This window comes from Desulfovibrio sp. SGI.230 (assembly GCF_050313065.1).
GTDB lineage: Bacteria > Desulfobacterota > Desulfovibrionia > Desulfovibrionales > Desulfovibrionaceae > Desulfovibrio.
The window spans coordinates 179,435-200,411 of sequence record NZ_JBNPKS010000004.1 but is presented as its reverse complement, the minus strand read 5'-3'; the positions used below and the strand labels follow the sequence as shown (position 1 = coordinate 200,411).

Annotated in this window: 17 protein-coding genes, 4 tRNA genes and 1 pseudogene; 11 read left to right on the top strand and 11 right to left on the bottom strand. The window is 63.0% G+C overall.

Going from position 1 to position 20,977, the window contains the following annotated elements:
• Positions 1–8: 8 nt before the first annotated feature.
• Together ACQRAG_RS06085 and ACQRAG_RS06080 are read right to left on the bottom strand one after the other, a co-directional pair.
• Complete coding sequence (locus ACQRAG_RS06085) at positions 9–746, bottom strand: 16S rRNA (uracil(1498)-N(3))-methyltransferase (protein WP_204625233.1); 738 nt, start codon at positions 744–746, stop codon at positions 9–11.
• Entirely contained in the window at positions 743–2,461 is a 1,719-nt protein-coding gene (locus ACQRAG_RS06080; protein WP_168936238.1) for a hypothetical protein, read from the bottom strand. The genes ACQRAG_RS06085 and ACQRAG_RS06080 overlap by 4 nt, the downstream gene beginning before the upstream one ends.
• A gap of 198 nt (positions 2,462–2,659) precedes the next feature.
• Here ACQRAG_RS06080 and ACQRAG_RS06075 point away from each other — a divergent pair, with 198 nt between their 5' ends.
• The 7 genes and pseudogenes from ACQRAG_RS06075 to ACQRAG_RS06045 all read left to right on the top strand — a co-directional run bounded on the left by ACQRAG_RS06075 (position 2,660) and on the right by ACQRAG_RS06045 (position 8,487).
• Positions 2,660–3,694, top strand: coding sequence for a GAF domain-containing protein (locus ACQRAG_RS06075; protein WP_006004530.1), 1,035 nt, complete (start codon positions 2,660–2,662; stop codon positions 3,692–3,694).
• A 3-nt stretch (positions 3,695–3,697) separates the two neighbouring features.
• Positions 3,698–4,723 carry a rod shape-determining protein gene (locus ACQRAG_RS06070; protein ID WP_168936237.1) on the top strand — a complete coding sequence of 342 codons (1,026 nt, stop codon included), beginning with the start codon at positions 3,698–3,700 and terminating at the stop codon, positions 4,721–4,723.
• Between the two features lie 154 nt (positions 4,724–4,877).
• Positions 4,878–5,687, top strand: a complete 810-nt coding sequence (locus ACQRAG_RS06065; RefSeq protein WP_427804152.1) for an inositol monophosphatase family protein — start codon at positions 4,878–4,880, stop codon at positions 5,685–5,687.
• Positions 5,684–6,151: a ribosomal protein S18-alanine N-acetyltransferase gene (gene rimI / locus ACQRAG_RS06060; RefSeq protein WP_204625236.1), complete on the top strand. Its 468-nt coding sequence runs from the start codon at positions 5,684–5,686 to the stop codon at positions 6,149–6,151. The genes ACQRAG_RS06065 and rimI overlap by 4 nt, the downstream gene beginning before the upstream one ends.
• A gap of 16 nt (positions 6,152–6,167) precedes the next feature.
• Entirely contained in the window at positions 6,168–6,914 is a 747-nt protein-coding gene (tpiA, locus tag ACQRAG_RS06055) for a triose-phosphate isomerase (protein WP_427804153.1), read from the top strand.
• A gap of 42 nt (positions 6,915–6,956) precedes the next feature.
• Positions 6,957–7,328, top strand: a pseudogene (gene secG / locus ACQRAG_RS06050) (preprotein translocase subunit SecG); the annotation flags it as partial.
• Between the two features lie 166 nt (positions 7,329–7,494).
• The gene (locus tag ACQRAG_RS06045; RefSeq protein ID WP_427804154.1) at positions 7,495–8,487 is read left to right on the top strand and encodes a Smr/MutS family protein; all 993 of its coding nucleotides are present in this window, start codon (positions 7,495–7,497) and stop codon (positions 8,485–8,487) included.
• A 262-nt stretch (positions 8,488–8,749) separates the two neighbouring features.
• Here ACQRAG_RS06045 and ACQRAG_RS06040 read toward each other — a convergent pair whose 3' ends face one another.
• Positions 8,750–9,694 carry a helix-turn-helix transcriptional regulator gene (locus ACQRAG_RS06040; protein ID WP_427804155.1) on the bottom strand — a complete coding sequence of 315 codons (945 nt, stop codon included), beginning with the start codon at positions 9,692–9,694 and terminating at the stop codon, positions 8,750–8,752.
• Between the two features lie 290 nt (positions 9,695–9,984).
• On the opposite strand from ACQRAG_RS06040, the gene ACQRAG_RS06035 reads away from it, so the two are divergent.
• Both ACQRAG_RS06035 and glpK read left to right on the top strand, forming a co-directional pair.
• Positions 9,985–10,800, top strand: a complete 816-nt coding sequence (locus ACQRAG_RS06035) for an MIP/aquaporin family protein (protein ID WP_204625241.1) — start codon at positions 9,985–9,987, stop codon at positions 10,798–10,800.
• 107 nt (positions 10,801–10,907) lie between these two features.
• Positions 10,908–12,416, top strand: a complete 1,509-nt coding sequence (gene glpK / locus ACQRAG_RS06030; RefSeq protein ID WP_204625242.1) for a glycerol kinase GlpK — start codon at positions 10,908–10,910, stop codon at positions 12,414–12,416.
• Between the two features lie 621 nt (positions 12,417–13,037).
• On the opposite strand, the gene ACQRAG_RS06025 is transcribed toward glpK, so the two are convergent.
• The 4 genes from ACQRAG_RS06025 to ACQRAG_RS06010 all read right to left on the bottom strand — a co-directional run bounded on the left by ACQRAG_RS06025 (position 13,038) and on the right by ACQRAG_RS06010 (position 13,435).
• Positions 13,038–13,113, bottom strand: a tRNA-Lys gene (locus ACQRAG_RS06025).
• Positions 13,114–13,144: 31 nt separating this feature from the next.
• A tRNA-Lys gene (locus tag ACQRAG_RS06020) sits at positions 13,145–13,220 on the bottom strand.
• 32 nt (positions 13,221–13,252) lie between these two features.
• A tRNA-Lys gene (locus ACQRAG_RS06015) sits at positions 13,253–13,328 on the bottom strand.
• A gap of 31 nt (positions 13,329–13,359) precedes the next feature.
• A tRNA-Lys gene (locus ACQRAG_RS06010) sits at positions 13,360–13,435 on the bottom strand.
• Between the two features lie 199 nt (positions 13,436–13,634).
• Between ACQRAG_RS06010 and ACQRAG_RS06005 the strand changes: the two genes are divergently transcribed.
• The gene (locus ACQRAG_RS06005; RefSeq protein ID WP_427804156.1) at positions 13,635–15,446 is read left to right on the top strand and encodes a protein-disulfide reductase DsbD family protein; all 1,812 of its coding nucleotides are present in this window, start codon (positions 13,635–13,637) and stop codon (positions 15,444–15,446) included.
• Positions 15,447–15,861: 415 nt separating this feature from the next.
• Here ACQRAG_RS06005 and ACQRAG_RS06000 read toward each other — a convergent pair whose 3' ends face one another.
• The 4 genes from ACQRAG_RS06000 to ACQRAG_RS05985 all read right to left on the bottom strand — a co-directional run bounded on the left by ACQRAG_RS06000 (position 15,862) and on the right by ACQRAG_RS05985 (position 19,894).
• Complete coding sequence (locus ACQRAG_RS06000) at positions 15,862–16,083, bottom strand: hypothetical protein (RefSeq protein WP_040369113.1); 222 nt, start codon at positions 16,081–16,083, stop codon at positions 15,862–15,864.
• A gap of 1 nt (position 16,084) precedes the next feature.
• On the bottom strand, positions 16,085–16,711 hold the full coding sequence (locus ACQRAG_RS05995) for a GDSL-type esterase/lipase family protein (protein WP_204625244.1): 627 nt from the start codon (positions 16,709–16,711) through the stop codon (positions 16,085–16,087).
• Between the two features lie 135 nt (positions 16,712–16,846).
• Complete coding sequence (locus tag ACQRAG_RS05990; protein WP_204625245.1) at positions 16,847–19,489, bottom strand: TIGR03960 family B12-binding radical SAM protein; 2,643 nt, start codon at positions 19,487–19,489, stop codon at positions 16,847–16,849.
• A gap of 69 nt (positions 19,490–19,558) precedes the next feature.
• On the bottom strand, positions 19,559–19,894 hold the full coding sequence (locus ACQRAG_RS05985) for a hypothetical protein (protein WP_040369116.1): 336 nt from the start codon (positions 19,892–19,894) through the stop codon (positions 19,559–19,561).
• 144 nt (positions 19,895–20,038) lie between these two features.
• Here ACQRAG_RS05985 and rnc point away from each other — a divergent pair, with 144 nt between their 5' ends.
• Positions 20,039–20,770 (top strand): ribonuclease III, encoded by a 732-nt coding sequence (gene rnc / locus ACQRAG_RS05980; RefSeq protein WP_427804157.1) that lies wholly within the window; start codon positions 20,039–20,041, stop codon positions 20,768–20,770.
• The last annotated feature ends 207 nt before the right edge of the window (positions 20,771–20,977 follow it).

Below are 20,977 nucleotides of genomic sequence, written 5' to 3'. Positions count from 1 at the left end.
GCTGTCCTTTATTCCGCCGGATCCGCCAGATGGGAGGCCCACCAGTGCAGGCCCAGGCACAGGGTCGCGGCGGTCTCGCAGCGCAGCACACGGGCCCCCAGGCTGACGAAGGTGAACTGCGCCGCCCGCAGGCTGTCCAGCTCCCGCTGGGAAAAGCCGCCCTCGGGGCCGATGACGTACACGGTGGTGCCGGGACGTCCGGCCAGCTGGGGCGTGAGCATGCTCACGGTGTCCTGCATCTCCCAGGGCAGGATGCGGCGGTCGGCCGTGGCGGCGCGGCGGACCAGCTCGTCCACACCGCCGGTCAGGGCCTCCACCTGCGGCAACCAGGGATTGCCGCACTGCTTGGCTCCGGCGATGAGCTGCCCCCGGCAGGCCTCGGCGGCATCGGCAGGCAGTTTGCCCTGGCTGTGGTCTCCCTGCCAGAGCCAGACGGCATGGGCACCCAGCTCCACGGCCTTTTCCATAAAGAAACCGCGGCGCACGGCCTTGCTGAAGGCCAGCGCCATGACGGCGCGGGATTCCGGCGCGGGCGCCATCTGTTCTTCCTGCAGGACAAGGCGGGCCTTCTTTTTGGCTGTTTCGGCGATGGCGAAACGGCCGCTGCGGCCCTGGCCGTCGAGCAGCAGGACCTCCTCGCCCGGGGCCAGGCGCAGCACCTGGACCAGATGCTTGGCTTCCTGACCTTCCAGCCAGAGATCGTGGGCCCATTGTTCGGGAGGAAGATAAAAGCGGTGCAGACTCATGATGCGTTGGATCCTTTTGCCGTCCGCGCGCGGCGCACGGCCTTGAAGCCGTCCTGCAGCGAGACGAGACGGCCGTAATTCTTGCGTATCTCCAGACCGGCCTTGGTCAGCCGGGATTCGGGAGGTTCCATGTAGGTGCGGCGCAGGTAGGCATCGGAAAGGATGCGTTCCACGCTGTCCACGATGCCGTCCACCAGTGCCGGGAAAAAGTTGACGATCTCGAATTTCAGGTCCGTCAGCAGGTCGAGGGCCTCGCGCATCATCTGGCGGTAGCCCATGCGGCCCACCTTGGCCTTGCGCTGGGCCAGGTCCTCGAGGATGCGGACGCGCCGAGCCTGCTGGATGTAGCTGAAGCGGGTACAGACCTCGCGGTGCAGCTCGCGCATGTTGCTGAAGGCATCGTCATTGTCCGGCGAGTAGAGATAGCCGTTGAGTACGCGGCTGACCTTGGCAAAAAAGTCGTCGCTGTAGCCTATCATGCGCCGCTGGTGCTTGGTGAGCCAGGCATAGAGGAATTTGAGGCGCTTCTCGTCGGTATCGGTGTTCTCCACGATCTCCGTTCGCTTGAAGACGATGCGGCCGGTGTATTCACCGCGCACGATGTCGTTGAGGCGCAGGAACATGTTGGAGGTGTCCTTGATGATGTTCAGCCCGGCCAGGGGCGCGCCCGTGAGCGGATGCAGGATCTCCTGCCAGGCCACGGAAAGGGCGCGGTCCTGCTGTACGTTGCTGGCATCGAAGCGGTGCTGCCGGTAGGTGACGCGGATGATGACGACCCGGCGGTCACGGTCCAGGAAGTAGCCGCCTTTTTCCAGCGTCTCGAGGGCTTCCTCCTGATCCTCGTCCACGGAGATGAGGGCGATCTTTTCCAGCAGGGGGTAGCGGGTGCTCTGGCCCATGGACGTATAGGTGGTGATGGTACGGTCCGTCTGGCCCAGGACGCGCAGCATGAAGTGCTCGCCCAGCTTGTGCAGCTTGCGGGCAAAGAGCGCGCTGGAGGTGCGGCGTTCCGAGACGATGGGGAAGCCGTAGAGCTCCATCAGGTACTGGTAGACGAACATGCGGTTGCGTTCGTAGATCTCGCTGTCGCCATAGACGAATTTGCCGATGCGCATGCCGAAGCGTTTGAGCTCGCTGTCGATGTCCGACGGGAAGGAGGCGAAGACCCCCGCCAGGTGGAACTGCCGGTCCGCATCGAGGGCGAGCACCTGGGCCCTGTCCATGGCCAGCAGATAGGGCATGAGCGAGGGATAATTGTCCAGGATCACGGTATCGGCATTGGCGAACTGCTGGCGGAAGATGTCCTGGTGCATGCGCGGCAGGCGGGAGGCCAGGGTCTGCACGTTGCGGGCAAGGACCTGGTTCTCCAGCGGGCAGCAGGCGCCGTCGGCTTCCATGACGATGGGGTGCAGTTTGTCGAACTGGAAGGTCTCGGAAAAATAGTCCAGCTGGCGGGCAAAAGCCACCATGGAGAAGCCCGGCAGGTCCTTGTATTCGAACATGTCGTTGTCGAACGAGGGCAAAAGTTCGCGGCCTTCCACCAGCGGGTAGTTCTTGTGCTCCTGATAGGGCTTGACCAGACAGAAGCGGATATGCACGGCATCGAGAAAGCGCTTGAGCTCGTCAAGACGCGCGATGACGACCGGCTCGGATGTCGTATAGGCATCCTGCCAGTGAAAGCCGTCCTTGCTGAAGATCTCTTGCCACTTGATCATGTGCAACCTTACCCGATTCTCCGTAAAGAGTAACTGCTTTTGGGGGGAATTTCCAGAGGCGCTCCCGGGATTTGTCGTTTTTGCCCGCCGGGCCGCCGGTGCGGGCGAAAAGCTGTTGCGGGCGCTATGCTGCTTTGGTACACTTCCGTGCGTCAGTCCCGGGCTTGTGCCCGGGCCCACCATCAAACGCGTACCGACATGACTGCCAATACTCTTGAACAACACATCCTCAGCATCGTTTGCAGTGTTTTCGATGCCTACTCCGCCGTCCTTTTCCTGCCCTCCGAAAATGGTGAGGAGCATTATCTCGCGGCCTCCTTCAGCCTTGGCGAAGGGGTGGAGCAGGGGGCCATGCTTTCGTCGGGGAGCCTGGTAGACTGGATCATCCGCAACCGCCAGCAGATGCTGGTCCCCAATTTCGACCAGCACAAGCACAAGCTCGGCTATTACCGGGAAGGCGAGGAAGCCGGCATCAAGGCATTCATGGGGTGTCCCGTGCCCACGGGCGGTGCCCTGTGCGTGGACAGCAAGCGGCAGTATTCCTTCACTGACAGGGACTACAAGCTGCTGCAGCTTTTTGCCGAGCTGGTCTCCCGCCAGCAGGCCAGCAAGGGTCGTCAGGAAATGGCCGGGGACATCCCCCGCTATTTCGCCGAGCTGGCCGTGATCCAGGAGCTGCGCTTCCGTTACCGCCGCTGGTCGCAGTTCATCCAGAATTATGTGCGTACCATGGTCGATGCCACGGGCTTCGACTACTGTGCCTTCGCTTCGGTGGATGTTCCCGGCGAGAGCTACTGTGTGGAATGCGAGTCCGCCCGCCTGGTGCTGGAGAACGGCGAGCCCATGGTCCTGCCCGTAGGCAGCGGCATCGCCGGCTGGGTCTTCAGCAACGACCAGCCCGTCATCAACGAAGGGCTGGAAGGCGCTCCCTCCACCATGCTGTTCGGCAAGCTGCCGGGCATGCCCGATTTCCAGGCCATCATCTGCCTGCCGGTACAGATCAACAAGAGCACGCGCGGTGTGCTCTGTCTGGCGCATACGTCCACGCGCAGCATCGACGAGTCCCTGCGCTCCTTCGTGCGTCAGGCCGTGGACCATCTGGCCCTGTTCCTCGAAAATCTGTACCTGCGGGTACGTCTGCGTTCCCTGCTGCCGCAGGGCACGGTCCACAGCCAGGGCCCCCGCCGCTACGATCCCGATACCGCTCCGGTGCCGCCCGTCAAGAATCCTTAAGCCATGCTGTCCCGATTTTTCAGCAGGTTCCTGACCCAGGACATTGCCATGGATCTTGGTACGGCCAACACGCTGCTGTACACCAGGAAGCATGGCATTTTCATCAATGAGCCCTCGGTGGTGGCTGTGGACGCGGTCAGCCGCAAGGTGCTGGCCGTGGGCGCTGCCGCCAAGGAATATCTGGGCCGCACGCCCCAGAACATCTGCGCCATTCGGCCCATGAAGGACGGCGTCATCGCCGACTTCGACATCACCCGCGAGATGATCGCCCATTTCGTGGGCAAGTGCATCTCCGGTCTGCGTCTGGTCAAGCCGTCCATGGTGATCTGCATCCCCACGGGCATCACCCAGGTGGAGAAAAAAGCCGTCATCGACGCGGCCCTGCTGTCGGGCGCACGTTCGGTCTCCCTGGTGGAAGAACCCATGGCCGCGGCCATCGGGGCGGGCATGCCCGTGCAGGAGCCTCTGGGCAACCTGGTGCTGGACATCGGCGGCGGCACCAGCGAAGTGGCGCTCATCAGCATGACGGGCATAGCGGTCTCGCAGTCGGTGCGCGTGGCCGGTGATGCCATGAACCTGGCCGTGCAGCATTATCTGCGCGAGGTCTTTCGCCTCGAAGTGGGCGAGAATACGGCGGAAAACGTCAAAAAGATCCTTGGTGCGGCCCTGCCCCAGAACAACAGCCTGCGGCTGGAAGTGTCCGGCAAGGATCTTGTCTATGGCGGTCCCCGGGTGGTGACCGTGACCGAGGGCGACATCTGCGAGGCCCTGCACGACCCTGTCCAGGCCGTGGTGGAGACCGTGCTGCGCGCGCTGGAGCAGGCGCCGCCGGCACTGGCCGCCGACGTGTACGACAACGGGCTGCTCATGGCCGGCGGCGGGGCCCTGCTGCGCGGTCTGGACCAGTGCATCGCCCGGGCGACGCACCTGAAGGTCGCGGTGGACAAGGATCCCCTGACCACGGTGTTGCGCGGGACGGCGCAGGCCATGCTGTACCGCGAGGATTACGAAGGGATTTTCATTAATTAGGACAGACGGGCGCTTCTCCTGCCTCGTTTGGACATGGCGTCCGCCATGCCGGAAGGGCGGGCATGTTTTCGGCCGGGATGGCCGCCGTGCGTCCTGTCCTTGCAACTGCCGTGCGCCCCTGCCGGGCAGGGGGCCGGTCTTGGGACATCGTTTCATGCTGACAGCCCGATTTTTGCAGGATGTGGTGGACGTCGTGCGCGAGAGCGGCGACATCATCCGCCGCCAGTGGGAAAAAACGCATGCCGTCAGGCACAAGGGCAGTATCGACCTGGTGACGGAAACGGACGTGGCCGTGGAGGCCTTCCTCAAGGAACGTCTGGGAGAATTGCTGCCGCAGGCCGAATTCCTGGCCGAGGAAAGCTGCGTGGCCGGTCAGGAGCCGTCGCCCCTGTGCTGGATCATCGATCCCGTGGATGGCACCACCAATTTCGTGCACCGAATCCCCCAGGTGGGGACGTCCGTGGCCCTGTGGGCGGACGGCCATGTGGTGCTGGGCGTGGTGAACGTGCCCATGATGGATGAATGTTTCTGGGCCGGTCTGGGCATGGGGGCCTTCCGCAACGGCGAGCCCATCCATGTGAGCTCGGCCGAGGTCCTGTCCGATGCCGTGGTGGCTACGGGTTTCCCCTATGTCATCGCCGAACGCCTGGACGATGTGCTGGCCCGTCTGGCCCTGGTGCTGCCCAAGGCCCAGGGCGTGCGCCGTATCGGGGCCGCCTCGGTGGATCTGGCCTATGTGGCCGCCGGGCGGCAGGACGCCTTCTACGAGATGCTGCTCAAGCCCTGGGACGTGGCTGCCGGCTGGCTGCTGGTGGAAGAAGCCGGCGGGCGGGTCACGACGCTGGATGGACGTCCGTATACCTTCGGGGACGAGATCATGGCCAGCAACGGCCTGGTGCACAAGGAACTGCGGCATCTGCTGGCGGCCGTGACGCCCGTGCGGGCGGAAAGGCGCCCCGCATGAGCCTGACTGCCGGGGATACGGCCCCCCGCCGCCTGACTGCCGGGGACGCTGCCGCCATGCAGGCACTGGAGGCCGCCTGTTTTTCCCTGCCGTGGAGCGAGGAGCAGTGCCGGGCCGCCTTCAGCCAGCAGGCTTTCGTGGCTTACGGGCTGGAAGAAGCGGGCGTGTTGCAGGGCTATATCTCGCTCTATCAGGCAGCGGACGAGCTGGAAGTGCTCAACCTGGCCGTCCTGCCCGTTGCACGGCGGCAGGGACTGGGCGAACGGCTTTTGCGCACAGCCTTGCAAGAAGCTGAAAAAACAGGTATCAACAGGGCTTTGCTTGAAGTCCGTACCGGGAATGCCCCGGCCATCGCCTTATACGAGAAATGCGGCTTCGTCCGGGTGGGCAAACGGCCCCGCTATTATGCGGACACCGGCGAAGATGCCCTGATCTATCAGTGTGATCTGGCACCGCAGGACTGACAGAGAGGATATTTCCATGCAGAAGATCATCGCTGCCAACTGGAAAATGTACAAGACCCGGCAGGAAGCCCGCGAAACGGCCGCTGCCGTGGCTGCTGCCCTGAACGAACAGCCGACCCCGCACGAAGTGGTGGTGTTCGCGCCCTTCACGGCCATCGCCGAGGTGGCGGATGCTTTTGCCGCTTCGCAGGCGCAGGCCGGTGCGCAGGATGTGTGGCCTGCCGTGGAAGGGGCGTTCACCGGCGAGATCTCGCCGCGCATGCTGCAGGACGCCGGTGCGGTCTGGGTGCTGACCGGACATTCCGAGCGCCGTCACGTGCTGGGCGAATCCGATGAGCTGGTGGGCCGCAAGACGGCCTTTGCCCTGGAACAGGGCCTCAAGGTCATGCTCTGCATCGGGGAAAAGCTGGAAGAGCGCGAATCCGGCCAGCTGGAAGGCGTGCTGCGCCGCCAGCTGGACAGCGGCCTGCCCGCCGGAGGGGACGCGCTGGAAGGCCGCTTTGCTGTAGCCTATGAGCCCGTGTGGGCCATCGGTACCGGCAAGGTCGCCGGTCCCGACGAAGTGCTGGCCACCCACGCCGTGGTGCGTCGCCTGCTGTGCGAGCGCCTGGGCGAGACCGGCAACAGGATCCCGATCCTGTATGGTGGGAGCGTCAAACCGGCCAATGCCGGTAACCTTATCGGACTTGACAATGTGGATGGTCTTCTGATAGGTGGCGCTTCTTTGGACGCGCAAAGTTTTGTGCAGATTATCCGGGCCTAGGCCTGAAGTTCTTCATTTACGTCGTGCCCCTGGGAGGCTCTTGTGCAGACCCTTATTCTGACGCTTCATATCATTGTTTGTGTGGTGCTCGTCATTCTCATTCTCTTGCAGGCCGGCAAGGAAGGTATGGGCGTCATTTTCGGTGGCGGCAATACCTCTGTGTTCGGCAGCAGCGGTGCCGGCGGCATGCTGGCCAAGATGACCGCCTTCATGGCCGTGGTCTTCGTGGTGACCTCGCTGAGCTACACCTATGTGACCAGCTCGCGTCCCAGCGATGAATCCGCCGTGCTCAAGGTCGAACCCCTGACCATCGAAGACGTGCCTGCCAAGCCCGCTGCCGCGCCTGAAGCTGCTGCTCCGGCCCAGCCTGCCGCGACCAGCGAAGCTCCCGCGGCTGCTCCGGCTGCTGCCGCCCCTGCCGATGCTCCTGAGGCCCCTGCGGCTTCCGAAGCTCCCGCCGCTGAGGCTCCTGCTGCGGACGCTCCTGCAGCCCAGCCTGCCCAGCAGTAGACGTTTTTTTGATCCAATGGAAAAAGCCGCGGTCCTGCCGCGGCTTTTTTTTCAGCAACAGGGGGCTCCCATGACAGACGACAACAGCTTCAAGAACAATCCCTTCAAGGCTCTGGAAAAAGGACGGTTCCCGCAGCAGAAAAAGACGGGTGCCCCTGCGGCGCCGGAAAAACGCGGCAAGCGCATCGCGCGCCAGGCTGCCGTGCCTGCGGACGACGAGGACTCCTCCCTGTTCCTGTCCGCCATGAGCAATGTGGAGCGCCAGTCGGCTCACGGCGGTGCGGCCCGCGCTCAGGGAGCGGGGCAGGGCGGCTTTGCCATGGAAGAGCAGTGCGCCATGCCGCAGGTGAAGAAGCTCAAGGAAAAGAAGAAAAAGGGCAGCGCCCCCCACAAGGAGAGCGGAGCCGCGGTCCCCGCAGCTGCCGGAGCTGTTGCCGCACCTACCGGTAAGGCGGATGCGGCCGCCGGGCTGGAAGCTGTGGTGGCGGCCAGTGAGGAAGATGACTTTTTGCTGGCCATGAAGCAGGTGACGCCGCTGCAGGGCAAGGGGCGGGACGTGCCGCCCGCAGTGGCCCAGAGCACGCCGCCGCCGTCCGCGGATACCAGCCTGCAGGATTTCCTGGACGGCAAGCTGGAATTTGCCCTGTCCATGACCGATGAATACATGGAAGGCCATGTGGTGGGGCTGGACCAGATGATCATGAACAAGCTGCGCGCCGGAGGCCTGAGCCCCGAGGCGCACCTCGACCTGCACGGCCTCAATGCCCAGCAGGCTTTCGAGACCCTGCGCGGTTTCATGCGCGGCAGCTGGTACAAGGGCCTGCGGACCATTTTGGTGGTGCCCGGCCGCGGCAAGAACTCCCCGGACGGCGTGGGCGTGCTGCGCGGCAAGTTGCAGTCCTGGCTCACCCAGGACCCCTTCAAGCGCGTTGTCCTGGCCTTCTGCACGGCCCAGCCGCACGACGGCGGTCCCGGCAGCGTCTATGTGCTGTTGCGCAAATACAAGAAAAAGGGCCGTGTCTACTGGGAGCGGATGCCCGCTGACGCGGATCTTTACGAATAGGCAGCGCTGTACGAACTGCGCTGCCCTTGATGACAGGCATAAAAAAAGGACGTCTTCGGACGTCCTTTTTTTATGCCTGTTTTTTGTTCCCTCAAACGCAGGTATGCAGGCTGCAAAGATACGGGCTTGCCCCGCAAGGCGGAAAGCACATGCTTGTCGGCACAGTTGCAGGAGAGGGGGAGCCCCTTGTCCCTTTGTATCCTGCAGGTGGGCACAGGGGGCGCCTGCCGTTTCCGCAGGAGACAGGCGGAGGGGCTGCGCTTTAGCCCTGCTCCCGGGGCGTGTCGTCCTCCAGCAGGACAGCCGCATCTCCGAAACTGCGGACCCAGGCGCGCAATTCCGGTTCGCTGCGGGTGGTCAGGGTCAGGATGAGGCCACCATCTTCGCAGTCCTCGATCTGCTGGTTGGTGGCCCAGATGCGCTCCCGTACATAGTCGGCGGCATCGGGGGATACGCGGATATGGAAAGTTCGCGGTTCGTGCCAGGGCAGGCCAAAGCCGCCATGCTCGTCATCGTCGCGGCTGTAACGGACATGGTCCCCGGTCAGCTCCACATTCTGGATACGATGGACGGCCAGGGTACAGGGATGTTCGACTTCGAGCCCCTCCTCACCCAGCTGGCCGCCCAGCACATACAGGGCATTGTTCATGGCGGCCATGCGTACGGGGATGAAGCGGTGGATTCGCGGCTCCGCCTTGCCCACGGCTTTGTAGCGGATCCGGCAGACGGTCTGGCAGCGGGCGGCCTGGACGAGGCGCTCGATGGTGTCCGCAAAGGGTGTGTAATTGATGCGCCCCTTGATGTAGAAGGCAAAATCGTCCTGATCCTGGAAGTGCGGATCCGCCATGTGCATGGCCAGGCGCTGGATGGTCCTGTCCACACGCTGCAGGGTCTGTTCCGGCAGGATGCCTCCCGCCATGCGGCGGCACAGGGTCAGAAAGCGCAGCTCCTCGAAATCGAGGCCCAGATGCCCCTTTTCTCCGGGATTCAGGCGATACCAGCGGCGGCGTTGTTCCGTGCCCATTTCCAGGGCGATGCCTACGGCGCTTTCGATCTGTTCCATCAGACGGATGACCGTCTGGGGCGAGCAGTTGAGTTCGCGCGCCAGGTCCTGCTGGAAATGGCGCCTGTTATCGAAGAGCAGCTTGCGGAAAAGACGCAGCAGCTTGTCGCCGGTACGGGCATCGGGATCCAGTTTACTGGGCATGGCGAACCTCCTGTCCGGCTTATGCTAGATGCTGACATGCCGTGAAGCAAGGCCAATATTGCACAGGCAGGTGTTTTTTTGTAGGTTCTGGCTGTTTTTTGTGACCTGTGCACGGATGCAGGATGATGTGACAAATAAAAGACAATCATTCCTCTTTGTTACAGAATTGTCACAATAGCGTGGTAGATGTGCTGCCACAGAGCAATTGGTGATCCTGGAAGAGCCGCAAGAGCCTTATGGAGAAAGCTTTCGCCCTCTTGCAGGAATTGGGAAACAATGGTGGAGAGTTTATGAAAAAAACAGGTAATACGCACATTTATCTTTCAGAATTTCTGGGCACCTTCATTTTCCTGCTGTGCGGCATCGGCTGCGTGGGGGCGCTCAAGCTGGCGGGGGCCAGCTTTGGCCAGTGGGAGATCAGCATCGTCTGGGGTCTTGCCGTGGCCATGGGCGTCTATGTTTGCGGCGGCGTGTGCGGCGCGCACCTCAATCCGTCCGTGACCATCGCCCTGGCGTTGTTCGGGGATTTCGACAAGCGCAAGGTCGTGCCCTACATCCTGGTGCAGATGGTGGCCGGTTTCTGTGCTGCGGCGCTGGCCTATGCCATGTATTACAATCTGTTTGCCGATGCCGTGGCCGCCACGGCGGGCGATCCCGCCAAGATGACGGCGCTGGCCGGGATCTTCTGTACCTTCCCCCATCCCAAGATCACCTTTTTCCAGGCCTTTTTCGTGGAGCTCGTCATCACGGCCGTGCTCATGTGCCTGATCTATGCTCTGGTGGATGGCCGCAATACGGCTCCCAAGGGCAATCTGGGCGGCCTGCTCATCGGTCTGCTGGTGGCGCTCATCGGCGCCAGCTTCGGCCCGCTGACCGGCTTTGCCATGAATGCCGCGCGTGACTTCGGCCCGCGTCTGTTCGCCGCTCTGGCGGGCTGGGGCACGGATGTGATGACCGGCTATCCGCTCAACGACAACCTGAGCCTGCCGTACTTCCTGGTGCCGCTCATCGCGCCCATCATCGGGGCCTGTATCGGCGGCTGGATCTACAAGCGCATCATCGTGGTGGCCCTGGATCGCAACGCGGCCGCCGAGGACAAGGCCTAAAGGCCCTGAACGGAGGGGCCGATGGACAGGTGACACGTTCTGCGGTTATCCTGTCACACAGGCCGGTGCCTGCCGGTCCCCTTTGAACATCACTGGAGAAAAAAGCTATGCAAGGCAAATATATCGTTGCCCTGGACCAGGGTACCACCAGTTCCCGCACCGTCGTGCTGGATCAGGACGTCAACATCGTGGCTGTGGTGCAGCGCGAGTTCCCCCAGATCTACCCCCGTCCGGGCTGGGTGGAGCATGATCCCCGCCAGATCTGGGCCACCCAGAGCTCCACGCTGACCGAAGCCCTGGCCAGCGTGGGCATCTCTTCGGACGAAGTGGCGGCCATCGGCATCACCAACCAGCGCGAGACCACGGTGGTCTGGGAAAAGGATACGGGCAAGCCCGTGTACAATGCCATCGTCTGGCAGTGCCGCCGTACCGCGCAGATCTGCGACGAGCTGCGCAAGAACGAAGGCTTTGAGGAATACGTGCGGGAAAATACCGGCCTGCTGCTGGACCCCTATTTCTCCGGCACCAAGATCAAGTGGATCCTGGACAATGTGCCCGGCGCCCGTGAAAAGGCGGAGAAGGGGCAGCTGCTGTTCGGCACCATCGACACCTGGCTGATCTGGAACATGACCCAGGGCCGCGTGCACGTGACCGACTATACCAATGCCTCGCGCACCATGCTGTTCAACATCCACAAGCTGGAGTGGGACGAGCACATCCTCTCCATGCTGGGCATCCCGCGTTCCATGCTGCCCGAAGTCAAACCTTCGTCCACGGTCTACGGCCAGACCAACATCGGCGGCAAGGGCGGTACGCGCATCCCCATCGCGGGTATCGCCGGTGACCAGCAGGCGGCCCTGTTCGGGCATCTGTGCGTGGAAAACGGCATGGCCAAGAATACCTACGGCACCGGCTGCTTCATGCTCATGAACACCGGCAAGACCGCTGTCAGCTCCAAGAACGGCCTCATCACCACTCTTGCCTGCGGTCCCCGTGGCGAAGCCTGCTACGCCCTGGAAGGCTCCATCTTCGTGGGCGGTTCCGCCATCCAGTGGCTGCGGGACGAGCTGAAGATAGTCAACGATGCCCGTGATACGGAATACTTCGCCAACAAGGCGGAGACCTCCAACGATGTCTATGTGATCCCGGCCTTCACCGGTCTGGGCGCTCCCTACTGGGATCCCTATGCCCGCGGCGCCATCGTGGGCCTGACCCGCGGCACCAACGCCAGCCACATCATCCGCGCCACGCTGGAATCCATCGCCTACCAGAGCAAGGACGTCATCGAAGCCATGCAGGCGGATTCCGGCATCCCGCTGCAGGCCCTGCGTGTGGACGGCGGCGCCAGCGCCAACAACTTCCTGATGCAGTTCCAGTCCGACATCCTGGGCGTCAATGTGGAACGTCCCGCCACGCTGGAAGTGACGGCCCTGGGTGCTGCTTTCCTGGCCGGTCTGGCCGTGGGGTACTGGAGCGGCCTGGACGACGTGCGCAACCGCCTGCACATCGAACGTGTTTTTGAGCCTTCCGCGGACAAGGAAAAGCAGGTGCAGCGTTACAAGGGCTGGAAAAAGGCCGTGTCCCGCGCCCTGCAGTGGATCGACGTGGAAGACTAGGTACAGCCTGAGACAAGATTTGTGATGCGCGGTGACCGCCGCGCTGACAGGAGGAAGGGAAGCCCCGGCTTTCCTTCCTCTTCGTTTTATGGGGGCAGTCTGCCGGGGGGCTCGACGCGAAGTGGCAGGGCACCGCTATGTGCGTGTGTTCGACCGGCAGTGGCAGGTCAGGTAAACAGGGCAGAGGAGGAGGGCCACTTCCGGTTGGCATATGATGCCCCAGGGCAACCTGATGTCCGTTTGTCGCGCCGGATTGCCACAGGTGGGGCAGGGTGCGGCAGAGGAGTCCCGTGGCGGGAAAGCGGATCGAAGCGGGACGGGGGCACAGAGCGCTTGCCGCAGGGTAAAAAGAGCTATGGCCGTCCGCATCGGGAGGACTGGAGAGGCGAAAGGAAAGACCGTGCGGCCGGTCCAGATGCATGCAAGATGACGCAGGCAGGCTGCAAAGGCTGACCGGGGATAACGTCAGGCCTCTGATGCGGCCCGCCCAAAGGAGGGAGGAAGCGCAGGGTGGCAGTACGCAAAGAGGAGCATGAAAGCGCATCCGGGAGGGGCGTCCGCAGTCAGGCAGAAGCTATGCGCATAAAAAAAGCCCTTGCAGTTTCCTGCAAGGGCGAAATATGGTGGGCCATCAGGGACTCGAACCCCGAACCAACTGATTAAGAGTCAGCTGCTCTACCAATTGAGCTAATGACCCATGATGTCCGCAAAAGGCGGTTGATATCTTGTGGTGGGCCATCAGGGACTCGAACCCCGAACCAACTGATTAAGAGTCAGCTGCTCTACCAATTGAGCTAATGACCCACGATATCCGCAAAAAGCGGTTGTTATCATGGTGGTGGGCCATCAGGGACTCGAACCCCGAACCAACTGATTAAGAGTCAGCTGCTCTACCAATTGAGCTAATGACCCACAAGCGTGGAAACATATGCGATTGTTAGGATGGTGGGCCATCAGGGACTCGAACCCCGAACCAACTGATTAAGAGTCAGCTGCTCTACCAATTGAGCTAATGACCCATCCGCGAAAAAGAGACCTACTCTTTTGCGGCCTCTCTGTCAACACTTTTAAAAGAAAAAAAAAGATTTTATAGTGCCTTCCCAGAGGTATTTGATGAAAAAAACACGGAACTTTGCTGCCCTGATTGGGGTGCTTGTTTTATTTTTGTTTATATTCCAAATAGATACGAGAGAATCCGCTGCGGCGGACATCGTATCCGTGCAGCCGCATTTTGCTGAAGGCCCTGACGGCATCGTCATGGCTGTGGAGATGGCATTCCCGCAAGGCTACCATGCCTATGCCCATGAATCCGGAGATGCCGGACGCCCGACCACGCTTTCCATCCGTCTGGATGACGGCAGCGGTCTGCCCGTCTGGTATCCGCAGGGCTTCATGCAGCGGGATCTGTTCGATCCTGATGCGACCGTCTACGTTTACGAAAGCCCCACGACCCTGTTCGTCCTTTTGCCGCACGAGGCCCGGCATCGCAGCTTTGAGGCTGTCCTGAGCATGCTGCTCTGTTCCTCGCGCAATTGTCTTCCGGTCTCGCAGACCATCAGCGGCCAGGTACCGGATACCTTGCCCGGATTGGAAGAGGCCCCCTGGAAGGCCCGCTGGGAAGAATTGCGGCGTTTGCCGCCCGTGCTCTCCAAAGGCAGCGCCCCTGTTTCCGGTCTGCCTTTTGCCATGGACGAGGGCGGAGCGGGCGGCCTGAGTGCCGTTACGGATCCGGCGCAGGACCCGCTGGCCGCCCTGCAGGAGGAAGACGGCGAAAAGCCCCTGCCGCCCCCGGACGGTTTTGCCCTGGAGCTGACGCCGCAGTATGCTGACGGCTCTGTGGAGATATCGGGATTCGGCATGGCGCTTGCCGTGGGCATTCTGGCGGGCCTGCTGCTCAATGCCATGCCCTGCGTCCTGCCGGTGCTGACTTTCAAGATCAGCGGTCTGCTGCTCATGGGCGGCAGGGGAGACAAGGAGAGCCTGCGGCGTTTCCGCGAGCACAACCTCTTTTTCTCCGCAGGCATCATGACCCTGTTCACCCTGCTGGCCCTGGTGCTGGGCGCTGCCGACATGATCTGGGGGCAGCTCTATCAGCAGCAGAGCCTGCTGCTGGGCCTGGTGATGCTGGTTTTCCTCATGGGCCTTTCCATGCTGGGGGTCTTTACCCTGCCGGTCATCGACCTCAAGGCCGGCGCCAACAGCAAGAATCCCCGTCTGCAACCCTACCTGACCGGTCTGGTCTCCACCTTCCTGGCCACGCCGTGCAGCGGCCCGCTGCTGGGCGGTGTGCTGGGCTGGGCCTTCACCCAGCCGCTGCTGGTCCTGATGGTGGTCTTTTGGGCCGTGGGCCTGGGCATGGCCCTGCCGTACATCCTGTTCAGCATCTGGCCCCAGCTGGCCCGCATCCTGCCGCGTCCGGGCAACTGGATGAAAGTCTTTGAACGTGTCCTGGGCTTCTGCCTGCTGGGCACGGCCCTGTATCTGCTCTCCATCCTGCCGGTGGAAAAGCATATGCAGGTCCTGTGCGTGCTGCTGGTGCTTTCGCTGGTGGCCTGGCTCTGGGGCCAGTTCTGCGGCCCCGCCTCCCCCCGCCTGCGCTGCCGCATCATCGGGGCCCTGACGGTCCTGATACTGGTGGGCTCCTTCATCTGGGTCCTGCGGCCTGCCGCACCGCTGGTGCAGTGGCGGGAATTCAGCCCCGAACAGTTCCAGGCCGATCTGGGCCAGAAAGCCATGCTGCTGGAATTCACGGCGGATTCCTGCCCCAACTGCAAGGTGCTGGAAGCTACGGTGCTGACCGATGAGCGGATGCGCAAGCTGCGTGCGCGCTACGGCATGGAACTGATCCGCGTGGACCTGACGGGCGTCAATGCGTACGGCATCCGCCTGCTGGAGGCCCTGGGCAGCAAGAGCATCCCGCTGACGGCCCTGTTCCCGGCAGGCGAGCAGGCTTCGTCCCCGCTGGTGCTGCGTGACGTCTATACGGCCGGGACGCTGGAAGATGCCCTGGAAAAAGCGTTCGGGCAATAGCCTGAGCCGTATGACCTGAAAATGATGAAAGGCCTGTGGTGACGCCACAGGCCTTTTTTTATGGGCTTTCTTTGCAGGTATCCCTGTCTGGCATGGGGGACTTGAGGCCTGGCGAATGATGGATCGCCCCGGAAAGGAAGAGGGCGTTTGCGGCTGCGGCCATTCCTGGGGCGCGAAAGCTGCGGCTTTCCTATGCTCGTGGCGCCAAAAAGGAATGTTCGGGCCGCATGATGCGAAAAAACTGGGAAAAATGAAGGCCGGCCCCGCGAGGGGACCGGCCTGAGGAAACGTGTTTGAGGAAGGGCAGGGAGGGGAATGGCTTCCCTCTGTGCGCCGGACGGCGCGCTGGCGGTCGCAGATTGTATCTGTGAGCAAGACAAGCCCACGGGACCGCCCGCCCAACGATCCGGCAACGCTAGCGGACGTGCAGCAAAGCCCTGTTGCTGCGCAGCTGCAGCTCACTGACGATGAGGCGCTCGTATTCGGGGGCCATGGCAAGGTCGGTCTGCATCTGGGTGCGCAGCAGATCTTCCAGCTGCTGGGTCTCTTCCCAGATCTCCAGCAATTCATTGTCGGCAAGCGTCTTCACGCGCTTGTCAAAGGGTTCGTCATCGACGAAAGGCTGGCAGGAGCCCATATCAATCTTCCTGTTTGGCGGTCAGAAAAAAGCGGCGTACGGCCGGGTCTTCGGCCAGCAGACGGGCCATCAGGGCAGCGCCCTGCGGGCCGGGATGCAGGCCATCCTCAAGATCATCCATGTACTCGGGCGAGGCCGCCAGAGCGGCGTGCACATCGGCACAGGGATGTCCCTTGCGGGCACATGCCGTCACATAGGCCTCGCAGAGCGAGGCGATGCGCTGGCTCATGGCGGGCTCTTTAACAGGAGGCGGGCAGATAAGCAAGACCGGACCCAGGGCCGAGGCCTGATCCAGCATCTGCATGACCGTGGCGCAGACCTCGTCCACCGGCCGCATCTGGGCAGGAGACATGTCCACCACGCCCGGGCAGAAGGCCAGATGGTTGATGGTGCCGGGGATCTGGCGGGACGCCACTTCGGCCTGCCAGCGGGCGGCGATGTCCGTGGAGGTATGGCGGCGCACGCCCAGGTTGTAGAAGGTGGCGGGCGGCATATCGTACCAGCCGGCCTGGGAACCCAGCAGCACAAGGCGGCTGACCCAGCCGCCGGGCATGGCATTGTCATTGACGCCCAGGGTCAGGGAATCACCGAAAAAGAAGAACGTTTCCGTGGTGGAACGGGGAGCCATGATGCCTCCTGATATGAGCAGAACATATTGGGCGGGATGCTTTCCGGCACGATGGCGCGGCCGGAGCAGAGCCGCAAAAAGGGCCTTCCGCAACCGGATGGAGCATCCATCCTCGGAAGGCCCTGAAATGATCCTTTACGGGCAGACCTGGCCGTCCGCGAAATGCTGGGCCGTCTTGCTCAGGCGCAGCAGCGCCCGCAGGCGGGACTCGTCACCCAGTGAGGCGCAGATGCTGGTGCAGAGCAGCAGGGGCGAAAGGTAGCCGTCGCTCCAGTCCAGGCTGAATTCCAGGCTGCCGTCCTCCAGTTCCTTCCAGCGCAGCAGGTGGCGGCGGATGTCGCTGGTACGCGGGCCCTTCTTGGTCTCGCGGGTCAGCATGACGCTTTCCTGGGCGGCGAAGGCCGCGAAGCAGTCGCGTACGGCCGCCAGCGAAAGGCCTTCACCGTCGATGCTGCCGGTGCGCAGGCGGAAGGTCTCGGCCACGGACTGTTCCGTGCGGCGGCTCTTGTCCACTTCTTCCACGCGGATGACGGCCATGCCCGTGGGCAGGGCCGCGGCCAGACGGGTATGCACTTCGGCAGCGGACATGGGGGTGCGCAGGGTGATGGCGAACCATTCGGCCCGGCTTTCCATGCCCACCGGCAGGGCCCGGCCAAAGGACATCAGCGGCATGGGATGGAAGCCCTGCGAGAAGGCCATGGGCAGATCGGCACGGCGCAGCGCGCGGTCGAGGATGGCCTGGAGCTCCAGCTGGCTGAGGTAGGAGCTGCCGCCGGTCTTGGTATGCCAGATGCGGTACTGGACGGCCTTGACGGCCAGCTCCGGCGCGATCTGCGGCGGTTTGTTCTCGTGAGTACGGCAGATGATGCGTCCTTCCTCGTCACGGGCGGGCTGGTGGGCCTGCTGGTCGCGCTGGGGGAAGACCAAACGGTTGTGGTGCTCCAGCGGCTGGCCGTCCTCGCCCAGGCTGGCATGGGGCATGCGCGAAGGCCCGGCCTTGGTGTCGCAGGCGCCGCACTGGCGGCAGGCATGGTAGCGGCAGTCTTCCGTGACCTTGCCCGCCAGCGCACGCTCGTATTCGCGGCGCAGGAATTCGGGCGAGATGCCGGCCTCCAGATGTTCCCAGGGCAGGTATTCGTCCATGCTGCGGGCCCGGGTGAATTCGTCGGCGGTCAGACCGCATTCTTCCAGAGCTTCCAGCCAGGGGGCCAGATCGAAACCTTCGATCCAGCTGGTGAAGATGCCGCCCTTGCGGTAGACCTTTTCCACCACATCGGCCAGGCGGCGGTCAGCGCGGGAAAGGATGCCTTCCAGATGGCTCATGGCCGGTTCGTGCCAGCGCAGCTTGAGGAACTTCTGGCCCTTGAATTCGTTGCGCACCACCTGCACACGGCGCTGGATCTCTTCCTGGCTGATCTGTTCCACCCACTGGAAGGGCGTGAAGGGCTTGGGCACGAAGGGCGAGAGCGCCGCCGTGACCTGCAGGCGCGGATTGCCCTTGCCCGCGGCGTCGCGCACCTTGCGGCAAAGGTCGGCGATGGCCTTGAGGTCCTCGTCGGTCTCGGTGGGCAGGCCGATCATGAAATAGAGTTTGACCTGACGCCAGCCGTATTCCAGCAGCTTCTGCACATGCAGCAGCACCTGTTCCTCGGTGACGCCCTTGTTGATGACGTCACGCAGGCGCTGGCTGCCCGCTTCGGGGGCCAGGGTACAGCCCGTGCGGCGCAGGTCGGACATGCGCTGCATGATCTCGTCGTCGATGGAGCCCACGCGCAACGACGGCAGCGAAAGGCTGATCTGTTCCTGGGCGCAGCGGCCCAGCACGCCGTGGCTCAGGGTCTTGAGCGCGGAGAAGTCGCCCGTGCTCAGCGAAAGGAAGGAAATCTCGTCAAAGCCCGTCTTTTTCAGGCAGTCGTCCAGCAGGCCGGTGATGGTGTCTAGCGACCGTTCGCGCACGGGGCGGTAGACCATGCCCGCATGGCAGAAACGGCAACCGCGCGTACAGCCGCGGGCGATCTCCAGCGACAGGCGGTTGTGCACCGCGCCGATGGGCACCACCTGGCTGGTGGGGTAGGCCACCTTGTCGAAGTCGGCCACGATGCGGCGCGAGGGCCGGGCGTGGTCGGCAAAACGGGGCTGCAAACGGCCTTCCGCATCCGGCGTGAAGAAAGAGGGGATGTAGACGCCGGGGATGTGGCGGGCCTCTTCCAGGCAGCGGTCACGCGTCCAGCCTTCGTCCAGGGCCTGTTCCAGCAGGCGCAGCACGTCGGGCAGGGATTCTTCGCCGTCGCCCAGCACCATCAGGTCGATGAAGGGGGCCAGCGGCTCGGCGCTCAGCAGGGCGCCGCCACCGGCGATGACCAGCGGGCACTGGCGCAGATCCTGCGGTCTGTCGGCCGTGCGTAAGGGGATGTTGCCCAGCTCCAGCATGTAGAGCACGTTGGTGTAGCACAGCTCATGGGTGATGGAGAAGGAAAGGCAGTGCAGGTCACGCAGCGGCGTGCCGGATTCCAGCGTGCCCAGCGGGCAGCCGTGTTGCCGCAGGATGTCGCCTGCTTCGCGTTCCGGGGCCATGACCCGTTCGGCCCACCAGTGTTCGTGGCTGTTGACGATACCGTAAAGGATCTTCTGCCCCAGATAGGACATGCCGACTTCATAGGTATCGGGAAAGGCCAGGCCCACACGCAGGCGAACCTGGGCAGGGTCTTTGTGGCAGGCGCCCTCTTCGATACCGGCGTAGCGGCTGGGGCGGGGCAGAATGGGGAGCAGTGCGCGCATAAACATCCCTGTTGTCTGGATACAAAAAAGGGCGGCAGATGCCGCCCCGGAAACCTGATGGAAAACGGGCTACTTGATGAGGCCGCTGCCGGTCTGCACGGAGGGACCGAAGCTCAGCTTGCCCAGGCCGCCGGCCACGGTGAGGTTGGTGCAGGCTTCGATGTACTTGTCCTGCAGTTCCTTGGGGGTGTCGGCGTAGCGGTACAGGAAGTGACGGCCTTCCAGGGTGCCGGTGAAGTTGGGCTCGAAAGGATAGCCGTAAGGCAGGAGCATCATCTGCATGCCCTGCTGGGTGGGGATGCTCTGCAGGCTGGCCACTTCGTTGAGGCAGTCTTTTTCGGCGTCGTACTTGCCGATGACCATTTCACCGGTCACCAGCTTCATGAGGCGGATATCGTAAGCCATAATGTCTCCTCGCCAGCATGGGGCCGTATGACGGCCGGACATGCGGAAGTCTCTGAATTTTGCTCCAAATAGGTAGGCGCTGAAAGGCCGGGTGTCAAGAAAATTTCTGTTGCCTTGCGTCCTGAAGTGACTAGACTGCTGCGCATGGAACACAGCAAAAAACTCGACCTCAGCATCTCGGCGGCGGACCTGGAACGCATCGAACAGATCCTGGACTATCATTTTTCGCGCCCGGAACGGGTGGCCCTGGCCCTGACCCACAGCTCGTGGGCCAATGAGCACGGGCTGGGACAGGCGCACAACGAGCGCCTGGAGTTCCTGGGCGATGCCGTCCTTGAACTGTGCATCTCGTGGGAGCTGTTCACGCGCTTCCCGCAGGCCCGCGAAGGCGACATGACCCGTGTGCGCTCCCAGCTGGTGGGCACCACCAGTCTGGCCCAGCGGGCCCGGGAAACGGGTATCGACCAGCTGCTGCGCCTGGGGCGCGGCGAGGAGCGGCAGGGCGGTCGCAGCCGTGACGCCGTGCTCAGCGACGTGTTCGAAGCCGTGCTGGCCTCCGTGTACGAAGACGGCGGCTATGCCGCGGCCCAAAAGGTCGTGGCCCGCATCTTCGGGACGCTTCTGGACGAGGTCAGTGTGGGCAAACCCAAGACCAAGGATTTCAAGACCAGTTTGCAGGAACGCTCGGTGGCCCTTTTCCACGATCGCCCTGTCTATACGACCCTGGCCTGTGAAGGCCCGGAGCATGCCCGGCACTTCACCGTGCAGGTCTCCCTGCCCTCGGGACAACAGTTCACGGCCACCGGCACCAGCTGCAAAAAGGCCGAGCAGGAGGCCGCCCGCCTGGCATTGTGCGCGCTGGAGGCACGGGGATAGGCTGCAGCGCGGATGTTTTTTGAGGGGGGAAGGGAACCTTTTGGCTGGCGCACAAAAGGTTCCCTTCCCCCCTCAAGCTCCCCCCATCCCTCCCAAACGCGCTTTACTATGGAGGATGATGGGTGACTGCCTGTGGCAAGGTTGCCGCTACTGATGGTCCCCCGAAAAAATGCTGAGCCTGGCCGGTGTAGGTCAGGCTTTTCGTTT